Annotated in this window: 23 protein-coding genes, 1 tRNA gene and 1 pseudogene; 9 read left to right on the top strand and 16 right to left on the bottom strand. The window is 49.3% G+C overall.

All coding sequences use genetic code 11. The features are described 5' to 3' along the window. Positions 1-44: 44 nt before the first annotated feature. Together GKC03_06320 and GKC03_06315 are read left to right on the top strand one after the other, a co-directional pair. Entirely contained in the window at positions 45-308 is a 264-nt protein-coding gene (locus GKC03_06320) for a hypothetical protein (protein ID NYT12153.1), read from the top strand. Beyond that, positions 309-539, top strand: a complete 231-nt coding sequence (locus GKC03_06315; protein NYT12152.1) for a hypothetical protein — start codon at positions 309-311, stop codon at positions 537-539. Here GKC03_06315 and yjjX read toward each other — a convergent pair. The 8 genes and pseudogenes from yjjX to GKC03_06275 form a co-directional block, all read right to left on the bottom strand. After that, positions 524-1,150, bottom strand: coding sequence for an inosine/xanthosine triphosphatase (yjjX, locus tag GKC03_06310; GenBank protein NYT12151.1), 627 nt, complete (start codon positions 1,148-1,150; stop codon positions 524-526). The two genes, GKC03_06315 and yjjX, sit on opposite strands and share 16 nt — an antisense overlap. 339 nt (positions 1,151-1,489) lie before the next feature. Continuing rightward, positions 1,490-1,681 (bottom strand): DUF2116 family Zn-ribbon domain-containing protein, encoded by a 192-nt coding sequence (locus GKC03_06305; GenBank protein ID NYT12150.1) that lies wholly within the window; start codon positions 1,679-1,681, stop codon positions 1,490-1,492. Between the two features lie 61 nt (positions 1,682-1,742). Next, positions 1,743-2,330 (bottom strand): tRNA (pseudouridine(54)-N(1))-methyltransferase TrmY, encoded by a 588-nt coding sequence (trmY, locus tag GKC03_06300; GenBank protein NYT12149.1) that lies wholly within the window; start codon positions 2,328-2,330, stop codon positions 1,743-1,745. Next, positions 2,327-3,676 carry a signal recognition particle protein gene (ffh, locus tag GKC03_06295; protein NYT12148.1) on the bottom strand — a complete coding sequence of 450 codons (1,350 nt, stop codon included), beginning with the start codon at positions 3,674-3,676 and terminating at the stop codon, positions 2,327-2,329. Before ffh ends, trmY begins: the two co-directional genes overlap by 4 nt. A 267-nt stretch (positions 3,677-3,943) precedes the next feature. Then, on the bottom strand, positions 3,944-4,801 hold the full coding sequence (locus tag GKC03_06290) for a phosphoserine phosphatase (GenBank protein NYT12147.1): 858 nt from the start codon (positions 4,799-4,801) through the stop codon (positions 3,944-3,946). Between the two features lie 250 nt (positions 4,802-5,051). Continuing rightward, positions 5,052-5,327 (bottom strand): annotated as a pseudogene (locus GKC03_06285) (winged helix-turn-helix transcriptional regulator). 164 nt (positions 5,328-5,491) lie between these two features. Beyond that, positions 5,492-5,842, bottom strand: a complete 351-nt coding sequence (locus GKC03_06280) for a helix-turn-helix transcriptional regulator (GenBank protein ID NYT12146.1) — start codon at positions 5,840-5,842, stop codon at positions 5,492-5,494. Positions 5,843-5,909: 67 nt separating this feature from the next. Continuing rightward, positions 5,910-7,502: a hypothetical protein gene (locus GKC03_06275; protein NYT12145.1), complete on the bottom strand. Its 1,593-nt coding sequence runs from the start codon at positions 7,500-7,502 to the stop codon at positions 5,910-5,912. A 132-nt stretch (positions 7,503-7,634) separates the two neighbouring features. Here GKC03_06275 and GKC03_06270 point away from each other — a divergent pair, with 132 nt between their 5' ends. Continuing rightward, entirely contained in the window at positions 7,635-8,993 is a 1,359-nt protein-coding gene (locus tag GKC03_06270) for an adenylosuccinate lyase (protein ID NYT12144.1), read from the top strand. 6 nt (positions 8,994-8,999) lie between these two features. Here GKC03_06270 and GKC03_06265 read toward each other — a convergent pair whose 3' ends face one another. Next, positions 9,000-9,944 carry a cation transporter gene (locus GKC03_06265; protein ID NYT12143.1) on the bottom strand — a complete coding sequence of 315 codons (945 nt, stop codon included), beginning with the start codon at positions 9,942-9,944 and terminating at the stop codon, positions 9,000-9,002. A 182-nt stretch (positions 9,945-10,126) separates the two neighbouring features. On the opposite strand from GKC03_06265, the gene GKC03_06260 reads away from it, so the two are divergent. The 6 genes from GKC03_06260 to GKC03_06235 all read left to right on the top strand — a co-directional run bounded on the left by GKC03_06260 (position 10,127) and on the right by GKC03_06235 (position 13,605). Further along, positions 10,127-10,201: transfer RNA gene (locus GKC03_06260), tRNA-Ala, on the top strand. Positions 10,202-10,665: 464 nt separating this feature from the next. Further along, positions 10,666-11,757, top strand: a complete 1,092-nt coding sequence (locus GKC03_06255) for a chloride channel protein (GenBank protein ID NYT12142.1) — start codon at positions 10,666-10,668, stop codon at positions 11,755-11,757. Between the two features lie 144 nt (positions 11,758-11,901). Then, complete coding sequence (locus GKC03_06250; GenBank protein ID NYT12141.1) at positions 11,902-12,219, top strand: DUF1294 domain-containing protein; 318 nt, start codon at positions 11,902-11,904, stop codon at positions 12,217-12,219. Positions 12,220-12,402: 183 nt separating this feature from the next. After that, on the top strand, positions 12,403-12,591 hold the full coding sequence (locus GKC03_06245; GenBank protein NYT12140.1) for a hypothetical protein: 189 nt from the start codon (positions 12,403-12,405) through the stop codon (positions 12,589-12,591). A 68-nt stretch (positions 12,592-12,659) separates the two neighbouring features. After that, on the top strand, positions 12,660-13,115 hold the full coding sequence (locus GKC03_06240; GenBank protein NYT12139.1) for a DUF3795 domain-containing protein: 456 nt from the start codon (positions 12,660-12,662) through the stop codon (positions 13,113-13,115). A 106-nt stretch (positions 13,116-13,221) separates the two neighbouring features. After that, positions 13,222-13,605 (top strand): GNAT family N-acetyltransferase, encoded by a 384-nt coding sequence (locus GKC03_06235; protein ID NYT12138.1) that lies wholly within the window; start codon positions 13,222-13,224, stop codon positions 13,603-13,605. On the opposite strand, the gene GKC03_06230 is transcribed toward GKC03_06235, so the two are convergent. The 7 genes from GKC03_06230 to GKC03_06200 all read right to left on the bottom strand — a co-directional run bounded on the left by GKC03_06230 (position 13,602) and on the right by GKC03_06200 (position 19,238). After that, complete coding sequence (locus GKC03_06230) at positions 13,602-14,048, bottom strand: GNAT family N-acetyltransferase (GenBank protein NYT12137.1); 447 nt, start codon at positions 14,046-14,048, stop codon at positions 13,602-13,604. The genes GKC03_06235 and GKC03_06230 overlap by 4 nt on opposite strands. Positions 14,049-14,152: 104 nt before the next feature. Continuing rightward, the gene (locus GKC03_06225; protein NYT12136.1) at positions 14,153-14,302 is read right to left on the bottom strand and encodes a hypothetical protein; all 150 of its coding nucleotides are present in this window, start codon (positions 14,300-14,302) and stop codon (positions 14,153-14,155) included. 42 nt (positions 14,303-14,344) lie between these two features. Beyond that, on the bottom strand, positions 14,345-15,367 hold the full coding sequence (locus tag GKC03_06220) for a hypothetical protein (protein ID NYT12135.1): 1,023 nt from the start codon (positions 15,365-15,367) through the stop codon (positions 14,345-14,347). Between the two features lie 99 nt (positions 15,368-15,466). Then, positions 15,467-17,605, bottom strand: a complete 2,139-nt coding sequence (locus GKC03_06215; GenBank protein ID NYT12134.1) for a hypothetical protein — start codon at positions 17,603-17,605, stop codon at positions 15,467-15,469. Further along, positions 17,598-18,050, bottom strand: coding sequence for a pyridoxamine 5'-phosphate oxidase family protein (locus GKC03_06210; GenBank protein NYT12133.1), 453 nt, complete (start codon positions 18,048-18,050; stop codon positions 17,598-17,600). Before GKC03_06210 ends, GKC03_06215 begins: the two co-directional genes overlap by 8 nt. Positions 18,051-18,214: 164 nt before the next feature. After that, positions 18,215-18,394 carry a hypothetical protein gene (locus GKC03_06205; protein NYT12132.1) on the bottom strand — a complete coding sequence of 60 codons (180 nt, stop codon included), beginning with the start codon at positions 18,392-18,394 and terminating at the stop codon, positions 18,215-18,217. Positions 18,395-18,431: 37 nt separating this feature from the next. After that, positions 18,432-19,238 (bottom strand): class I SAM-dependent methyltransferase, encoded by an 807-nt coding sequence (locus tag GKC03_06200; GenBank protein NYT12131.1) that lies wholly within the window; start codon positions 19,236-19,238, stop codon positions 18,432-18,434. Between the last annotated feature and the right edge of the window lie 61 nt (positions 19,239-19,299).

The following is a 19,299-nucleotide window of genomic DNA, read 5'->3' as shown; positions in this document are numbered from 1 at the left end:
TAGTGCCAGTTTGAATTAATTATATCAGGAAGGGATGGTCTAGCTTGTGCAGGTACCGCTATCATGGGAACCTGTGCGCTCACCGATTAATCGAAGGAAGGGAGTGCATAGGCAAAGATAACTGCAGATTGGGATTTCTAGGCCGCGGAGTTTTCACCGTAGCGGATGAATGCCACAGAGAGAAATGGCAAGGGCTCTATTGCCCACGCTATCAGAGATTCTACTGTTCAGGAAGGGATAACTGTGAGACCATGGAGAGCTACATGTCCCACTTCGTAGAGTTCAGGGAATCCAGGGGACGGATCTAGATGAATTGCCCATTTCTGGCCGAGGATGGCCTTTGCAGAGGGGTCTACCAAGGATTCGGCTGCATAGGTGAGAAATGTCAAGCCAACAAGGAGATCGAATGCGAATTTCTTGTTGACGGGGCATACTGTTCACGATATGCAAAATTTGGATGCCCAGGACCGGCTAACTGTGCGTCGGTCGAGGTCTACATAGATTATTTCAGGCGAGAGAGGGTTCAGATGTCGGTATAGAGGTCCACCTTCATCCTTGGAATCATTGCAGCCATCACAGACTGTTCGGTGAGCAACTCTCGGGTCAGCATCCCCTTTGTCAGGAAACCAATAGCTCCTTCCTTCATTCCGATATTACTGATGCCGTGTATCTTCTCGAACGCTTGACCCACAGTCATACTGGATTTTACCATTTCGGCAACTCTGGGTGGATACCTGAAGCCGGAACCATGACCCACGGTTATCCATCCTGCCCTATCTGTAATGGCGCAGTACTGAATGTCGTACAGCCCGTCTTCCCTCTCGAATACTCCAGCCTCGATCCCTACGCCAAGATCCCCATGCTTTAAAGCGGCCTGAGCCCGTTCCTTGGCCCCTATCAACGTGGCATCTCCGAAGGGCTGCTCTCCTACGGAAGTTACAACCTTCAAGTTGGAGATCTCACAGCTCCTAAGGACGCGTTCCATAACAGACTTGACCGCAGTTATCTTGATTGGATTGGTAGAGCCAACTATCACTCTAAGAGGTCTGCTTAGCTTTCCTTCTGTATCTATCTCCCCGGCGAGTATCCTGGTGGATGAAATGGGAAGGTAGTCCTCCGCGAGAACATAATTGACTCTAACCAGCTCCATAGGTTTCAAGCCGTTCTTCACCCTCACTTCGTTTATCATTTCTCCAGTGGCGTAGGTGTCAGGAGAGACAACAAGAATCCCAATGTCCTCTTCCCATGCCGTGGGACCCATCGGATCCTCCAGAACGCCTATTTCCCAGCGATCGAAGTTGGATGAGAGATACTCCTCCAGCCTCTTTCTCCTTTCATCAAGTGGAATATGGCTGGATTTTCGACCTCGTGCAAAGTCATCCGAGGTGATGCCTACAAAGACATCCAGTCCCCTGGAAAATGCAGCATCTAGCAGAACCTTGTGGCCCTTGTGGAGAATATTGAATGTACCACCAATCGCGACTTTCATTCATACCGCCATGATGATGACAGCTACAGTTAGTATGACAAGGGTAACTACATAGAGGATTAGCAGCTGCCTCTTGCGGGTTTTCAGTATCTTCTCCCCGCCTTTCTTGCATTCGGTGGAGCAGTACTTTTCGCTGCCGATAAATGCTTTTCCGCATTCGGAGCAGTGCTTGTGCTGAGGTATCTTCTCCATACTATCGGGCCGCTTAACGCTTTACCCCTAGAAGAACCTTTTTCCATTGGTCCTTGTAGTCCTAGCGAAGCCTCCGGTCTATCTCGTTATTCACCACAAGGATGCAATGATCTGAGTGATAGCTTATCGGTCCAAGGCTCACATTCTCAGGACTGTAATCCATCAGTATCTCCTCCTCCTCGGCGGATAGATCCTGGTCGTCACTCAGAACGAAGGTCACGTCATCACCCAGGTCAATATTCCTGATGTCCATTCCATCCTCTTTTAGATATACGAACTGGGTCCCCTTTGGAATGGTCGAAAGGACGTCCTTGTAAGACCGGTTCGAGATGTATATGCCAGGTGAGGATTTCTCCTCCCCTTTGGCTTTCTTCATGAGGGCGTTACGTATCAGCGCACCCGTGCTCCTCTCATCGGGATTCAGGTACTTCAGTTCAGATCCTACCAGCCTAACGGTCTTTGGAGGCTCAGGCTCACCCAGTAGTATCAGATGAAGCTCAACATCCTTCCTGATGTCATGTGAGAGAAAGAATGATGAATTGATGGCTCTCAATAGCACATCTAGTCTACCAGCACTTCCGCAAAGGTCATCCAGCTTGAAGTCGCCCGAGGTAATGGCCCGGTGACCCACCACGACGAATCTCCTCATGAGAATCCTCCAAAGTCCTCAATGCCCCCGGCCTGAAGCTGCTTCAACATCTGCTTGCGGAGCTTGCGGTTTCCCATGAATCCCTTGACCGCCTTCTTGGAGGTGTTGTATTGCCTAAGAAGTTCCCGAACATCCCTGGGATCGACTCCAGCGCCACGGGCGATCCTTATCACCCGTGATGACTTGATGATCTTCGGGTTCTCCATCTCCTCGTCGGTCATGGAATCGAGTATCACTCTGAACCTATAGAGTTTCTCCTGGGATGCCTCAAAGTCCACTTTATCTGTGAGTCCAGGCATGCCGGGTATCATGGAAATGAGCTTCTGCAGGGGTCCCATGTTGGTGAGCATCTCCATCTGCTCGTACATCTCCTTGAGCGTGAAGCGGCCAGCCATGATCTTCTTGGTGGTCTCTAAGGCCTGTTCTTCGGTCATTGACTCCTGGGCTTTCTCCATCAATGTTTGTATGTCGCCCATTCCCAGAAGGCGTGAAATGAATCTCGCGGGCTCGAATGCCTCTAGGTCCCGGAGGTGCTCCCCCGTGCCAATGAAGACGATGGAAGCTTCGGTCTGGGCCACGGCACTTAGGGCTCCCCCGCCCTTGGCCGTGCCGTCCATCTTGGTGATGATGACGGAGGTCACTCCTACAGCATCATGGAAGGCCTTTGCTTGGGGTCCCGCTTGCTGACCTGTCGCTGCATCAAGAATGAGGATACGTTCGTCCGGCTCTGCGACCTTGGACACTGCCTTGAGTTCCTCTATGAGATCATCCTCAAGTGCATGTCTGCCCGAGGTATCGATTATTACAATATCCGTGTCTGAGAAATGCTCCATCCCCTTTTTCACAATATTTGGAGCGTTTTTCTCATTCGGATCTCCGAAGACGGGAATACTGATCTTCTCCCCCAACTGCGCCAGCTGATCATAGGCCGCAGGTCGGTGAACATCGGCGGCTATGAGTCCAACACTCATTCCTTTTTTGTTGAAGTAGTATGCCAGTTTTCCGCAGTGTGTTGTCTTCCCTTGGCCGTAGAGACCGACCATCATTATGGTCTGGCCTTTGATGGGGATGCTGCGTTTCTCCCCCAGTATCTTCACTAGTTCCTCGTAAATGATCTTGACAAGATGCTCCCTTATACTCATGCCAGCAGGGGGCTTCTCGTTCAATGCCCTCCGCTCCAGGTCCTTGGTCAGCTGGAGCACCAGTTTGACATTAACATCTCCCTGGAGAAGGGCTCTCTGGATGTCCCTGGAGATCTCCTTTACGAGCTTCTCGTCTACATGACCCGCTTTGGCCACTTTAGCGAGAATATCCCTCAGTGATTTCCCCAGTCCTTCAAGTACCATGTTCTTGCACCTTTCACGGCTCAAATTACGAACTTTGTAATTAAGGTTTACATACAAAGGTCTTTGTTCGTAAGCGATGTTAGAAAAAAGGGTTGGGAAGGGCTAGCCTGTCAGAAGGGATGGGATGCACTCTACAACTAGCCCAGAACTTCCCGACAATATAATTAACTTAACACTATATAACCTTTGCCGTTTAAACATACCTTGATGAAGGAATCTTTAAGTAAGAAAACATTAAGATATCTTAACAATTGGCAAAAATAGAGGTCATAGATACCCAGATTTTTGAAGCGCCATGATGTCCTCGGTGGAAAGCTTCTCGCCGCTCCTGAATTTTTCGAAGATCTCCTCCGCTTCCTTCTTAGCATCGCTCTCTTCCTTCTTCTTCTTTGCTTTACGAACCTTCTGTCTGAGACCAGTGATTATCTTGTCGTAATCGTGCACCTGGCGGATGAAATCGATATGCTTTCTGTGTTCCTCGTCCGCCTTCAGCTTGCACTCGATGAATTTCTCCTGAGCCTCATCGGCCTGCTTTCTCATCTCATCGGCCTTCTCATAGAGATCTATCATTGAGTCATGCTCAGACTGTGCCTTCTCAGCAAGCACGCCCACCTGCTTGTGGTGATCTTCGGCCTTGTCTCTAGCTTCCCTCAGTTCCTTGATGGCCTCTTTGATCTCTGAGTTCTGTTCCATGGACTTCTCCCTCTCCTTGATCTGCGCCTGCATATCAGAGAGGAGATCGATGAGCTCTCTCTCCTTCTCAGGAGATAGGACTGAGGTCATCTGCTTGAACTCCATGTTCTTGAGCTCCTTCTTGAGCTTCTTGATGGGAGGCCCTTCCTTTGGCATGTTGTCCTTCTTGAGCTGCATGACCGTATCGTTGAGATCGCTGACCTTCTTGTTCCAATCATCCCGTTGTGCCTTGGCCTCTTTGACCTTGGCGTTCAACTGATCCCTGGTTTCTCTGTGTTTGGAGGCCTCCTCGATGAGCTCGCGGACCTTGGCATTGAGCTCATCCCTGGTCTCCACCCATTTCTTGGTCTCCTCGTTGAGCTGATCTCGCACCTGCTTGTGCTTTTCAGCCTCATAATTGCTGGCTTGTCTCTTTTTTTCAAGGTCCTCCAAGAGTTCGGTCATAAGTTCACACTCGGTTATTTAGGAAATGGAAGCAAGGTGGACATAATGAGTTTCGTTTATAACCCTTTCGGTGAAAACGAGCCTGATGTGGAGTAGGCCAGCCTCAGTTATTCTCGCTGTCATCACCGTTCTCGAGCTCCTCCTCACTCGTCTCCTCGGAGGTCTCGTTATAGGTGGTGATATCTATGTCGTGCCATCCGTCACCGTAGCGGTCCGCACCGCCTGTTTTGAGTTGGAAGCGCACCCGAAGTTTCCCGCTCTCGAAAAAGACATATGCGTTCTTCAGCAGGGAGATGTAGTACGAAATGCGTTTTCCTTGCCGGGAGAGGCGGCGCTCAGTACATTCTAGAAGCCCCAATCTCTCTAACTCCTTGATGCGCCGGTAACATGCGGCAATCGGTATCGCAAACTCATTGGAGATTTCCTGGGCACTGTGGGGACACCGAAGAGTGGCTACAAGTATCTTCACGGAGTACTCGTCGGTCAACAGCTGAGAGGTCTTCAGCATATCCATATTCCAATCCCCTGAGACTGAACCTTTCCTTTTTAGGTGAATACAAAATAGGATATTAATAAGAACGGTTCTATATCAAAGTCCTAGAATGGTCTTGGAATACACTCCTGGAGAATCGAAATCATAACACCATTCATTTGATGTGACTATTTTTCGAGGGTTGATCATCCCTCCGCGCCAAGCTCTTCACAAGGAGAGAGCTCTTCTTCAGGGATCCAATCGACCTCGATGGTGAAATCACCTTGGTCGAATAGGTACTTGACCAGCTTGACAGCACAGGAGAAGAACTTCACCTTTTTTCCTCTGTACACCTCCTCCTGCCTCACGCAGCGAACCAGACCATGCTCCTCCAGCTCTCCGATGCGTCGATAGGCCACCGCAATTGGGATGTCGCACATCCTGCTCAGCTGCTGCACCGACATGGGACGCTGGTACGTGGCTTTGAGTATCCTCGCTGCATATTCGTCAGCTATTAAACGTGATATCTGACCTTCGTTCAAGGAACCACTGCCCATCATCTTGGTTTAGTTGATACTCTTCTTAAAACATTTATTGTGAGGATATCAATGCTGATAGTAATATTCAGACCATGGGTATAAGTCTGGGTCTAAGTCTATCATCATTAAACTCTAGGTAGTGGTACTTGGTATGTGGCTTATCGCCGCAGATCATCACCGTTCCCGATAGGCTCTCTATTTTGATATGAACGGTAGATTGGTTGGCCAATGCTTTCAGGGAGTTGGATGAGCTGGTGGCCTCCGCCACGATCACATTACCCAAACGCCTCATGGCATCTAGATGGCCCGCAGTGGAGTTCATGACATCGGGGCCGTAGATAGATTCCAAAGCATCGTAGCCCAGCAGGGAGAGATGTGGAGAGGTGCTGCCCGAGAGCAGGTACTTCAGGGAGTTCCATTTGAGATCGTGGGACGCATCGGTTCCCTCGACCACATTGATGAATGGATATCCAGTTTCTGTGTAGCTGTCATGATGAAGGATCTTCAGGCACTTGTTCACACAATCGGGGTTGATGAGTTGGTTTATCTGCTGGTTGAACAGATTGTAGTTCATTGAAGTCAAGGGGAACCACACGATCCCTCTCATCTTAGAAAGGAAATCCGCAACCAGAGAGAGTTCGATCCTCTTCACGGCTTCCTGGGGCACGTCTGGTCCCACCTCTATCAAGGATATCGCCCCTCGCGGGAACCCGCCAAAAACAGTGTCGATGTTCTCGTTGCCGGAAGAGACTCTGCTAGGGTTGGGATCATTGACCGGGTAGTGAGGGTTGAACTGCTCAGGCATTCCAGGCCAAACTGGATCAAAGATGTGCATCCTCCCGTTCAGAAGTGTGAACATGTACTTCCATCGGTCTATCTTCGAGCCCCTGAGCTTCTCTGTGATTACCTCCCTCATCCTGCGACCTTTGTGCTCCTCTGAGTTAAGTATTACCACACCATCGCCTAGGTAATCGAGGTCAGTGTTCTCCCAGGCTTCCATCACATAGACGACATTGGTACCCGAACTCTCGACAAGATCCTTCTGGAGCGTTGACATGATCCGCTGGGCGGTTATGCCGTATTTCTCCGATAGTGCCTCAATACTGTCGATGACCATTAGCGACCTCTTGGGGAGATGAGACTCGGCTAGATCATAAGCCAGCTCCAGTTCCGGAAGCATTATTCCGAAATCTAGTGTCACTGAGCTTTCGTCATACTCCAGAGAGAAGTCCTCGCCATCGAGGTCACCTAGTTCTCCAGACTCTATCTGCCCTTCCAGCTTCTGCAGTTCAGAGCGGACAACGCTATACTCCCCGTTCTTTCCCGTGAAGGCGCTAATGAGTTCCTGGGCCGCCTTGAGTACGGAATCCTGTTCACTATCCTTACTCTTGGGTTCGGGAGGTCTTGCCTTGGTGAGGAAGATCTTACCCGCCTTCAGTATCTCGTTCCTCTTAGCCTTCTCCTTGAGCCACGGGAACTGCCTGTAAAGAGACTCGTCAGATACCCTCGTCGACAGGTAATAGTCCACCTGCTCCTCCGCCAACTCTTCAATGATCTGAAGTGCCAAGGTGGTCTTGCCCGTTCCAGCCCTGCCCTTGATCAGCAGGGAATGGCCTCCCGAAGATCTCAGAAAATCCAGTATTTCGCTGGGGGTCTTGCCAGTCTCGTATTCGCTCAAGTTGAACGCCGGGTATGATATCCTTATTTCACATTTTATTCTTTTGTCCCTATCTTCACTTACTGACGTCATGCTGGGGTGCCTCACCATAAGCTTAAAGTCCGACCATATTAATCTCCTCAAAGTGAGGAAATGCTTCTTTGCCCTCTAGACTACAGGTACGGAAGGGACGACATCAAGTCGATATTCGCCGAAGAGAGCAGGCTCCTGGCTCTATTAAAAGTGGAAGTATCTCTTGCCAAGGCCCATGCAGAGGTCGGCAACATACCTAGAGAGGCGGCTAGTGAGATCGCCAGAAAGGCCAATTTAGAGCATATCAAAATAGAGAGGGTCAAGGAGATCGAGGACGAGACTAAGCACGATATCATGGCTGTTGTCAGGGCCCTAACAGAGCAATGTGGAGATGCAGGAAGATTCGTCCACCTTGGGGCAACTTCCAATGACATCATAGATACGGCGACGGCGATTCAACTTGGTGAGGCTCTGAAGATAATCTCAAGGGATATCGACGAGCTCATCATTTCGCTGGCAACGGTGGCCAAGAAGCATCGAGGTACGGTGATGGTAGGAAGGACCCATGGCCAGTATGCCATTCCAATCACCTTTGGCTTCAAGGTTGCTGGATATCTCGCTGAGATGATCAGGTACAGGGAGAGGATCAACGAAGTGAGTGCGAGGATCCTCGTAGGGAAGATGTCGGGAGCTGTGGGCACAGGCGCTGCCCTGGGTGAGCATTTCTTCCGGATCCAGGAATTGGTCATGAAGGATTTGGGCATCGGCGTGGAGGAGGTCGCTACCCAGATCGTTGGCCGAGACAGATACACGGAACTCATAACACTGATGGCAAGCATCTGTACCTCGTGTGAGAGGTACGCAACTGAGGTTCGCAACCTGCAAAGGAGTGAGATCCAAGAGGTATGCGAGGCCTTCGATGCCGAGAAGCAGGTGGGAAGCTCGACCATGGCACATAAGAAGAACCCCGTGATCTCCGAGAACGTGTGCGGCCTAACGAGAATAGTCCGATCCTTCGTCACACCTACCTATGAGAATATGATCCTCTGGCATGAGAGGGATCTTACCAACTCAAGCGCAGAGAGATTCATCATACCACATGTCATAGTCCTGACCGATGACATCCTGGCCAAGACAAGGAAAATGCTCTCTTTCCTAGCGGTGAACAAGGATAGGATGCTGTCCAACTTGGCCATGGCCAAGGGAAAGATAATGGCTGAGGCTGTGATGATCGCCCTCGTAGAGAAGGGCATGGGACGTCAGGTAGCTCACGAGATTGTCCGTAGAGCGAGCATGGAGGCCGATGAAAAGGACGTCCATCTAATGGAGACGTTAAGGAATAATGACGAGGTCATTTCTCTGATATCCGATGATGAGCTTGAGAAGGTGATGGATCCCAAGAACTACGTGGGAAAGTCTCCAGAGATCGTCGACAGGACAGTAGCGAAGGCTGAGCTGCTCCTCGGCATAAAGATCTGAAAATGATCAATCCTTCTTGTCTTTGAAATCTGTCTCTCGAGTCTCTTTGTCAATAAGGTAATAATCTCCCAGATGGCCCTCTAGGTCCTCAAAGTCTGATGGCTCGCATCTAATCATTACATTGGTCTTGGGCATGCTTCCGCTTATCTCATCCTCAAGATGGCGGCATACTCGGAAGGCATCATTGAGCTTGACATCTGGCCTCATCACCAGATGCAGGTCAATGAATCTCTCTGCACCAGATTTTCTAGTCCTGAGTGCGTGGAATCCTTCGAAGTACTCTCTATGATTGTAAAGCACAGTCTCAATCTTACCAAGGTCCTCATCAGGTAGTGTTTCATCCACAAGCCCCTTACTAGCCTCCCTTGTGAGGTCTATTGAAGCCTTCACTATGAGCAACGCCACCCCTATCGCGATAATAGGGTCCAGAAAGGTCCATCCTGTGATGGTTATGGCCATCAGACCTAGGAAAACACCAATTGATGTGAGGACGTCGGTCCTGAGGTGGAGACCATCTGCAACAAGTGCCATGGAGTCCTCCTCCTTCCCAACCTGATACAGCTTTCTTGAGACAAAATAATTTATCACGGCCGAGAGGGCCATTATCGCAAGTCCCGCTATAAGGAACTCTACCTCCGAACCGAAGATCAGTCTCAGTCCTGACTCATAGACAATTATGGCGGCTGCGATGAAGATGAGTATGGCCTCTATCACTCCCGCGTAGTTTTCGAACTTGCCGTGGCCGTAGGGATGCCTCTCGTCCGCAGGTTCCTCAGATTTCTTGACTGAGTAATTGGCGATTATTGCAGCGACCAGGTCAATCGCTGAGTGTATGCCCTCAGAAATAACACTGACAGAACCCATTAGGAATCCGGTGATGAATTTGAGGACTACAAGGAAGGTGTTGCTGTACACCGACAGCATTGCGACCTTTCTTTTGCGAGAGACCATTTGGAAACCATAATATTACTGAGATATAGGGTTTACCTTTCGAAGACATGAGAAAGTGAATATGATTTGATGATGCTAGTGTGAAGATTCTTGTCTGGATAGATGCAATTAGTCAATCTCTAACTGGCCCATGGGTTGGTTGGGAAAGAGTTATATCCAACCTTCCGTTTGTGTGGTCGAAAGGGCCGATAGATCAGTGGAAGATCGCTGCCTTCGCAAGGCAGAGGCCGCGGGTTCAAATCCCGCTCGGTCCACCATCTTTTTCCCCCTAATATGGGTCCTAGGATAATTCAATTCGATTACTACAAATGAGATCCATCCTGGGCATCGAGGAAGTCATAGGGAGTGCTATGATCGAAACCGCCTTTCGCAATTCTTATTGTGAGGACAACGTCCATCACAATGCCCCCCGACCATCCAGACTTCAGAATCTGTCCTATCTTCTATATAATCATCTTATAGCAAGGTGGATTCCTTGTGAAATCTAATAAATCAAAGAAGCGATACCTTTTAAGAATAATGCTGGCCAATTATTCGGGTAAGGGCAAGGGGAGTGAGTTGAATCGAGGATCTTCACAATAAAGAGAGAGCACTTTGGCAGCTGCTTATCTGGGCTGCGATTCTTGGAGCCCTTGGTTCCGTCGGTATCCTTCTCTACATCGTTGGAGTGAACACAGTTAAAAGCCTAATTTGGCCAGAGATCAACTACGAACCCTTTGGAATGCCTTGGTGGATAATTCCTCTATTCACAATGGCCGGTCTGTTGGTGGGACTCATTTACCACCTCGTTAGCTTTGGAGAGGACAATATTTTCGAGTCAATGATGACCGGGGAAATCGAAGCTTCAAAGGTGTCGTGGAAGCTCCTCAATGGATTCATAACCCTTATCGGCGGATTCAGCCTTGGACCTGAAGCTCCAGCAGGACTGATGGCGGGCGGCCTGACTTCCGTGATTACCAAGAGGAGAGGATTCTCCGAGGAGGATAGCAAAGATACCTTCATCGCCAGCGTTAGCGGGGCGTTCGGCGGTCTGTTCACATCTCCCTTCGTTGGGGTTATGATGGCCTTGGAACTCTCGAATCCGAGCAGGCGCGAGTTCACCAGGGCCCTCGCCATGGATTCCATAGCAGCAGTGTCAGGGTTCGCCATCTTCTACACCCTGATCGGTGTTAACCCAGAGATAGGCTTCATCAACCTCCCCTCATATGATTTCCAGACCTGGCATATCCTCCTGGGCATATTCTTTGGTCTGGTGGGGACATGTTTTGGTCTAATCTTCGTCTTTAGTATGAAGTTGATAAAGAGTCTATTGAAACCATTGCAGGGGAGACCACTTATCAAGTGCACGATGATGGGCTTTCTATTAGGGACTCTTGCCTTCGCACTTCCACTCTCCCTGTTCTTCGGGTTGGAGGAACTTGCCCACGTTTTCGAGTTCGCCTCGACCATTGGCATAGTCGTTCTCTTGCTGGCGGTCATTGCGAGGATCCTCGCCACTTCGGGAGCCCTTGCAACCGGCTTCGTAGGCGGTCCCATCTTCCCCACATTCTTTATGGGTGGGACCCTGGGAACAATATTCACCCTGCTGTTTCCCGAGATTCCGATCGCGCTCTCGGCGGGGGCTTTGGCCGCTGCCATTCCCGCTGTCATCCTTCCAATACCCCTTAGCATCAGTCTCTTTGCCATGATGTTCCTAGGTCTATCCACAGGTGAGATGGTGCCGGTGGTAACAGCGGGAGTGGTCTCCTATGTGTTGACCCAGTCGATCAAGACCAGGATGGTCAGTCGCAAGGAAAAGAGTGCCCAAGGATGATCGGTGCGAATCCGTCTTAGAAGAAAGGATTGACCGCTATCGGAATCCTTCACTGCACTTGAGATGCGCGATAGAGACCTCATCTTTAGATAACATGTCAAGTCAGTGACATTTATATCTGCTAGAATGCATTAATCCCTAGTCATGGACTCGCTGTACTTCATCATTCTGGTCTCGGTCGTGTTCATACTGAACATGTACTCGTTCCTTCTTTTCAGGAGCGATAAGATGCGTGCAATGAATCAGAAATGGAGAGTCTCAGAGAGCAAACTACTGGTAGCCTCATTTTTCGGTCCGTTCGGTGCCTATGCGGGGATGAAGAGATTCCGGCACAAGACACAGAAATTGAAGTTCAAACTGGTGGCCGTCTTCCTGATCATCCAGATAATCGTGATACTGTTCGCCTTGGTCTACATCATATGGCCAGATATACTCGATCCATATATTCCGTTCTCTCTCTGATCCTTTACTATTGCGCACCATTACGATATCATACTGGAAAGGCTTCATTCTTACATAATCGGATATACTAAGCAGTGTCAACTTGAGAATGGGCTCATAGAGGTACGATAATGCCCTAGGATTTGAGACCGGTCGGTAGAGGCGGAGCAAGAAGAAGGACACGAAGGCTGAATAAAGAGGAGAATGGCACTTAGCGCTCAGCAGAAAGCAGTGGTTCAGCAGCAAAGCGATAAGAATCCAGATGATATGTCAGATGAAGAGCCAGACTACATGGACGAGCTCGAGAAATTGGCAGAGCTGAAGGACAAGGGCATAATACAGAGGAGGAGTTCGAAGCCAAGAAGAAGCATATTCTGGGCCTATGATCCTTAATGAATAGATTACTTATTTCTCATCCCTCACCAATGTAAAAAAGTAGATGGGAGTGTAATATCAACCTGATGGATAGAAGACCTGCCGGGATATGCGGGGCCTATTGTGGAGCCTGCACTATATTCCGGTCCTTCCAAGATGGTGGCGAGCTTCTAGAGGAGCTTTCAAATCAACCTAGGGCATCGAAAGAAGATATTCACTGCTCGGGTTATCGAGGTCCTTACGACCAGCTCTGGATGTACTGTAGGGCATGCGAGATCCGCAAGTGCATGGAAAAGAAAGGTATCGAGACCTGTTTCAATTGCGTAGAGTTCCAGAATTTGGGTTGCAGATCTTTTGAGGAAATTAGTGCTTTCGCCCAGGACAGGGGGAGGATCTCAGGGAGAATCTTATCCAATTTCACAAGGATGAATCTGGCTGGCTCGAGCAGCAGAATTCAAAATGGAGGTGTCCGAGCTGCGGTGGGCCAATCTCATGGTACGAATGCAGATGTCGTCACTGCCTTGGTCAACTGTGGCAAATGAACTACATGGAGGTGTGAAAATCGGACCGATTGTAAGGGAAGCACGCAAATCTGATACACTGATGATTGTCAAGAATAACATTCAACTCGCCCTTGAGACTGAGGGGATGAGTCTTGAAGAAGGAGTGGCGCTCAAGGGCGTGGAAACCGTTTTGAGCAGTTCAGACAGAGGGTTCTACTTAATCGTCGAGGATAATGAACGAATGATCGGTCAGTGCCTGATAACGAGGGAATGGAGTGACTGGAGGAATGGGTATTTCTGGTGGGTCCAGAGCGTCTACGTTTACAAGGATTGGAGAGGCAAAGGAATATTCTCCTCAATCTTCGAAAAGATTCGCTCTATGGCTCGTGAAAGGATTGATATTGTTGGGCTGAGGCTGTATGTTGACCGAGAGAATGCATCTGCTAGGGAGGTCTATCAAAGGCTTGGGATGAAGGAATCGAGATATGTAATGTATGATATGGATCTCTTGGATCCAGAAAGTGATTAGAGGTCTTTTCTCCTCGTCATTCTAATGAATCGATATTCGATTCCCTCAATATCATTGAAGAATTCTCCTTCACTTTGGAATCCAGCTCTCTCATAAACCCTTATCGCCCTGCCGTTAAGCTTCCATACTCCAATCCTGAAAATGTCGAATTCGAATCTGTGCCTTGCGAAATCCATCCCTGCCTGGAGAAGGGTTTTACCCATCCCCCTCCCCACCATATCTGGTCTCATTGCTATGCCAATTTCCAGCTCATTTCCTTCTTCCTGAAAGGACAGTTCCCCTAACAGTTCTCCCTTTCCGTTCAGGACAGAGAATAGGTTGGTTCCCCATTTACTTTCATCAAAGATCTCCTCGATGTCCTCAGGATAGTTTCTTAGATCGTAGAATGAGTAGAATCCAGGATAGTGCCAGTCGGTGATATCTCTTGCATGTTCCCATCGCATTGGAACAATCGTCAGCTTCCCCTGATAGGTCTCTTCATCTCTTTCGATACTATCATCTCCAACTGACCAGACAACCTTCTATCGAACCCAGTACTTGCAGATCCTTAGAAATTGCTGGCAAACCCAAGAACGCTATAACAGTGGGGACAGATGAACATGAAGTTCCTCATCTTGAACGGTTTGATCTTCACAACCTCCTCCACCTCCACATTGTCCTTGGTCACCTCTCCCTTGCAATGTGGACAGACCGCCATGGGTGTAGTATTGATGGTTTCAGAATATTAGAGTTGCGTTATCTAGATTCTGATAATTCGCGAGGCGATGGAGACGGGAAGTACTGCCGCAATGATGGCCAGAGCCGGTCCGACGAAGTAACCAGCCCACACGAACAGAGCGAGGATACCGATGATGAACATGGTGGCTCTGATCCCCCTGGAGGGCTTTCTAGATCCCATGAGTCCGATCCTGATAATCGCGATTCCCATGATCAGTGGTACTAGCGTGAATAATAATGTTATGATGATCTGCGAGTTGGCTGGCACCTGATTCAGTGCGTATATCATCTGGTAGAGCATAATGGCAGAGCTCCCTACGAAGAAGAGTCCCGCTATCGCACCCACCAGCCCATAGATGGGCACCTCCAAGCCCCGCTTTCTCATCCCGTACATCATCAGGATGAGTCCCATCACTACAGTGATGATGAACGGAGAGAGTACCTCTAGAAGGCTTTGACCTTCCCACTGGTACACGACAATCAGGTCAAGGGGAACCCTGATGAATTCAATGATGGTGAAGGATTCGATATAACCCACGACAAGAGCATAGTTGCCCTCTCCCTCCTCGGAATATACGGCAACATAATATTCACCCCCGGCTGGTGCGTTTATGTTAATTTCTGCCAGCTCGTAAAAAGTACTGGGTGAGAACCCCTCATACTCACCCTGTTCCGGGAGCATTCCCTCGATAACGATATATCCAGCATCTTCAGGTCTTTCTATGAAGGAGGGAAGCTCACCTTCTTCTCCCAATCCGGGCCCCATCAGTACGAAGCTGGGTATATAGCCCTCCTCTGAATTGATTGGAATTAACATTCCCAGGTAGATCCTCCCGCCTTGTTCAATGTGGAAGCTGTAGTATTGTGCCTCATCATTATGGTGGAGGTTGGAATAAACCACAATCGATTTGGCTGGATCATCGATATGAAGTGCAGTGTCGAGGGTATCATTGCCCTCGGGAAAGTTAGGAACATGGGCTGACACTATCGGGAGTGCTATGATCACCGCTATGAACAGGACTAGAAGTGAAGTTCTTGCTTTCAACAATGTAAGATTTGAGGTCATCCCTTATTTAATGCTCCTCAAATAGTGATGTGAAAGACCAGATTCATGCCATACGATCATTCTTGCAGAATAGGCCCTTCATTTCATTCGGTCGACGGTCACTATCCCCAAGAAACCGTCAACGGTTACCTTATCACCAGTCTCTATGACCTCGGTGGCGTCGGGTATCCCGGTCACGCAGGGAATGCCATATTCCCTGGCGATTATCGCGCCGTGGATGAGCATCCCACCCCTTCGTTCAACTATTGCCGAACAAAGGGGAGCCACGAATGTCATGTTAGGATCAAGCGAATCGCAGACCAGCACTTCCCCCCTCTTGAAATCGAAAAGTTGTTCCTCATCAATAACGACTCTTGCTCTTCCCGTCGCGATCCCCTTTATGGCTGGCTGGCCCACGAGTTGTCTGGATTTGAGGTGCTGCTCACTCTCTACCTTCTCCTCATTGAATTCCAACTCCATCTCAGGGTTTCGAAGCAGGCCAATGATAGAGGTCAGAGGAATGGACTTCAGATCAGGCGACTTATCGGCGATCCTTGAGATCCCCTCCACCTTCGATCTTTCCAGTTCCCCCTCGATCCTTCCCAGCAGAATGTTGTCATCATCTCTGAGACGATAGCTGGTCCGTCCTAGATCAAGGAGTTTCTTGGCCCTTTCCACTTCGTTTCCCGAGAATTCGGCCAGAAATTGATTCTCGAGTTCATCGACTCTTACCCGTTCCTCGCGATCAAGATCTCCAATTTCCACCATCTGGACTATGATCCTGCCGAGTCCCTCAATGGTACTGGAGGAGCCTCGGAGTCTACCTCCCATATTCTTCACTATCAGTTCCATTTCCTCCCTCAATGAGGAATCTTCGACCCTCCCATATCTGATCTGTTTCAACAATTCCTCATCTTGGGCCGCTCTCTTGGCTATTCCCACGAGGGCTTTATTGCGTTGAATGCTCAGCATATCATCGGAAGCCAGCACCTCTAGGAACTGATGCGGGTCCTTTGGCTTCATGGTAGCGTTGTAGACCTCTCCGAAAAGCCTCATGCCATGGGCAAATGGTATCAGATCATCTTTGTACACTTCTTCCCAAGAGTCCAAAATGGCCTTCCTATTCTCAATCTCACCTGCCAACTCTTCGTCTGATATTATGGCAAGGTCGATGGACTCCAGTTTGCGAGATTCATCTATCATATCCGGTAGAATCTCACCCTCTATCTTTTCCTTGAGCGCGATCAGGTTATCGAAACTGCGTCTAAGGGTCCGATACCACGCCCTTTGCCCGTCTTCAGTGATAGTGGTGATCGGTCTCGACTGAAGGATGAATAGCTCATGATCATCAAAGGTGAACTCGATGTCTTGAGGGGCTTTGAACAATCTCTCGATGGAGTAAGCCCTCTGGAAAACCTCCTTCACATCTTCATCTGACATGTTGACCGCTCCCTTGTCACCAATATTCCGATACTCAATCCCCTCCGAAGCGGGCACAGCCATCTTGTCTCGAGATGAAGGAGTGAAGCTCACGATCTCCCCTGATGAGCGGTTGATCGTCCACCTATCTGGTGGCACCGTACCGTCCACCATTCCCTGGTTCATGCCCGGGACAGCCTCCAACATAGCCAGGTTTTCATCGTCTGGATCGCGGGAGAATATCACACCCGACCTTTCCCCTTTTACCATCTTCTGTACGAGCACCGCCATGGCACTGCTCTCGAGATCAAGCTCAAGCTCTCGCCGATAAAGGAATGCCCGATCCGACCATAGCGAGGCCCAGACCATTCGCAGGTGGTCCATAATCTTTGAAGTTCCTTGCACATTTACGAAGGAATCATGGACCCCGGCGAAAGAGGTGCTACTACTGTCTTCAGCAAGGGAAGAAGACCTCACGACCACGGGGTCCGCCTCAAGAGTATTGAGCTTCTGGAGTAATGCTTTCTCGAGATCTCCCGGGAGGGCTGTGTTGAGGAACAGCGTCTTCATACGAAGGCTCAGATCCCACATCTCTTCCCATCGCATCTCCTCAAATATTTTTCTGGATAGTTCCAGGGTCATCTTTCCCTTGATGGGGGTTCTTCTCAGGAACTCCCTATAAGCGTCCGTCGTCACGCAGAGGCCCAGGGGAACTCTGAAGCCCCTTTGAACCAGAGACCCCAATGAGGTGGCCTTTCCACCACATCTGCCCCTGTCTTCCTCCTGGATAGAATCCAGGGAAATCACCAGTTCACCCATGCATCTTCAACTCCAGCACCCTCTGGAAACGCGTCACGATGTTGTACATCTCGACATCTATCACCAGTAATGCGATGGTGGGCGATTCCGCGAAGTCGCCCAAGTAGTCATGTCTTTCCATGTAGAGCCTTAGAAGCCCCTCCCTCTCCACTCCCTTGGGTTCTCTGGCCTTTCCCAAGGCGGTAACTGCCATGGCGTCCTTGAAATCCATAATAGTGTTTACCCTGTTATCCACAAGCATTGCCACATTCGGATTAAAAATGATGTTGGAGCACTTCCTCGAAGCGCGTGTAGTTGCGAATATGATCTTTTTAAGATCCTCGGTGAATGCGAATGCCACCAGGCTGGTGTGCGGCTTGCCATCTCCCTCAGTAGCCAGAACTCCAAGGGATTGTGAACTGAAGAACCTTCTCAGATTGTCTTGGGTCTCCATTCTTCCAACCATTTTTCCTCAGAATTAAATTGCATGACATCAGCCATTACACTTGCGGAGGGAAATGTTTGATATATTCTAAGGGGCGCATCAATCAAAGAGTGAGGTGAGAATTGTCCTCATATGACAACCTCGTGATCTGTCTCTTGAGAGAACATCGAATTTTCAAAATGGCATCAGTGCTGCTTCAGATAGTTAAAGACCCCCACTGCCAGTAAGAATCCACCTATCGCGGTCATCCCTATGCCCGCAATTCTTGTGATCAGTAGAACTACCAGACCCAAAGAAAAGAGAATCGATCCCATAAGGATGAACATTCTTGCATCCTCTTTTCCAAGTGATGTTCTGTCTGCCATTAATGTCTAGAAAGAACCCAACGATTATAATAAGCAATCATCTGGGACGGCACGCCTTCAATGAGAAGATCATCGGAACGTTGAAATTCTCATCCTTGAAGTACCAATAGCCATCTTCACCTTCATTCATAGAGGGGTGAATTGGGAAGAAACCAAAGGGGAACTCGTGCAGAAACTCGATGACCAGACCGTTCCGTATGAGCGAGTTGATTATTCCCCCCATGGTGTGCATCCACTCGTAGCTCAGCTTGTTCTCCAGCCTTTGATCCGGATCGATATAAGTCCCCTCGTCCTCGAATCTCAAAGCCTCATTGCAGAAGTAGGGGTAGCTAACCTGAAATCGGTCCTCGACGTTCTCGTCGATCATTATCCCGAACGGATGGTTCTCCACGATGTAGAAGAACCCGCCCGGGGCGACAAATGACGCGGCGATCTCCCCCCACCGATCGATGTCCGGAAGCCAGCATAGCACGCCGTAGCTGGTGAACACGATATCGAATTCCTCGTCCAGCACCTCATTGAGCTTGTAAATATCTGACTGGATGAACCTAGCACTAATTCCAAGCTCTTCGGAAAGCGATCGGGCGAGTGATATCGCCTCTCCAGAGAAGTCGACCCCCGTCACCTTAGCTCCCTTTCTAGACAGGGAAAGGGTGTCCATCCCAAAATGACATTGGAGGTGAAGAATACTTTTTCCAGAAACGTCTCCCAGCTCTCCGATCTCGATACTCTTGAGACTTGTATGACCCTCCTTGAAACCCTTTAGGTCATAGAACCTAGAAGCTGCGTTCTGGTGTACCCTCTCATCCCATCGCTTGCGGTTGGTTTCTTTGAACTGGTCCACGGCTCACCCTCCATGAAATGTGAAGTGGGCATCATTAATAAATGTCATGCTCGAATAGATA

The organism is Methanomassiliicoccales archaeon (assembly GCA_013415695.1).
Classification (GTDB): Archaea; Thermoplasmatota; Thermoplasmata; order Methanomassiliicoccales; family JAAEEP01; genus JAAEEP01.
The sequence above is the reverse complement of the archived record's forward strand: the minus strand, read 5'-3'. Positions and strand labels throughout refer to the sequence as shown.

Bases quoted from the DNA above. Each gene is read 5' to 3' on its own strand.
- GKC03_06315 (NYT12152.1), top strand. From the start codon at position 309: ATGAATTGCCCATTTCTGGCCGAGGATGGCCTTTGCAGAGGGGTCTAC.
- yjjX (NYT12151.1), bottom strand. From the start codon at position 1,150: ATGGAGCTGGTTAGAGTCAATTATGTTCTCGCGGAGGACTACCTTCCC.
- GKC03_06305 (NYT12150.1), bottom strand. From the start codon at position 1,681: ATGGAGAAGATACCTCAGCACAAGCACTGCTCCGAATGCGGAAAAGCA.
- trmY (NYT12149.1), bottom strand. From the start codon at position 2,330: ATGAGGAGATTCGTCGTGGTGGGTCACCGGGCCATTACCTCGGGCGAC.
- ffh (NYT12148.1), bottom strand. From the start codon at position 3,676: ATGGTACTTGAAGGACTGGGGAAATCACTGAGGGATATTCTCGCTAAA.
- GKC03_06280 (NYT12146.1), bottom strand. From the start codon at position 5,842: ATGGGCAGTGGTTCCTTGAACGAAGGTCAGATATCACGTTTAATAGCT.
- GKC03_06270 (NYT12144.1), top strand. From the start codon at position 7,635: ATGCTTCTTTGCCCTCTAGACTACAGGTACGGAAGGGACGACATCAAG.
- GKC03_06265 (NYT12143.1), bottom strand. From the start codon at position 9,944: ATGGTCTCTCGCAAAAGAAAGGTCGCAATGCTGTCGGTGTACAGCAAC.
- GKC03_06255 (NYT12142.1), top strand. From the start codon at position 10,666: ATGCCTTGGTGGATAATTCCTCTATTCACAATGGCCGGTCTGTTGGTG.
- GKC03_06250 (NYT12141.1), top strand. From the start codon at position 11,902: ATGGACTCGCTGTACTTCATCATTCTGGTCTCGGTCGTGTTCATACTG.
- GKC03_06245 (NYT12140.1), top strand. From the start codon at position 12,403: ATGGCACTTAGCGCTCAGCAGAAAGCAGTGGTTCAGCAGCAAAGCGAT.
- GKC03_06240 (NYT12139.1), top strand. From the start codon at position 12,660: ATGGATAGAAGACCTGCCGGGATATGCGGGGCCTATTGTGGAGCCTGC.
- GKC03_06235 (NYT12138.1), top strand. From the start codon at position 13,222: ATGAGTCTTGAAGAAGGAGTGGCGCTCAAGGGCGTGGAAACCGTTTTG.
- GKC03_06230 (NYT12137.1), bottom strand. From the start codon at position 14,048: ATGCGATGGGAACATGCAAGAGATATCACCGACTGGCACTATCCTGGA.
- GKC03_06225 (NYT12136.1), bottom strand. From the start codon at position 14,302: ATGGCGGTCTGTCCACATTGCAAGGGAGAGGTGACCAAGGACAATGTG.
- GKC03_06215 (NYT12134.1), bottom strand. From the start codon at position 17,605: ATGGGTGAACTGGTGATTTCCCTGGATTCTATCCAGGAGGAAGACAGG.
- GKC03_06210 (NYT12133.1), bottom strand. From the start codon at position 18,050: ATGGTTGGAAGAATGGAGACCCAAGACAATCTGAGAAGGTTCTTCAGT.
- GKC03_06205 (NYT12132.1), bottom strand. From the start codon at position 18,394: ATGGCAGACAGAACATCACTTGGAAAAGAGGATGCAAGAATGTTCATC.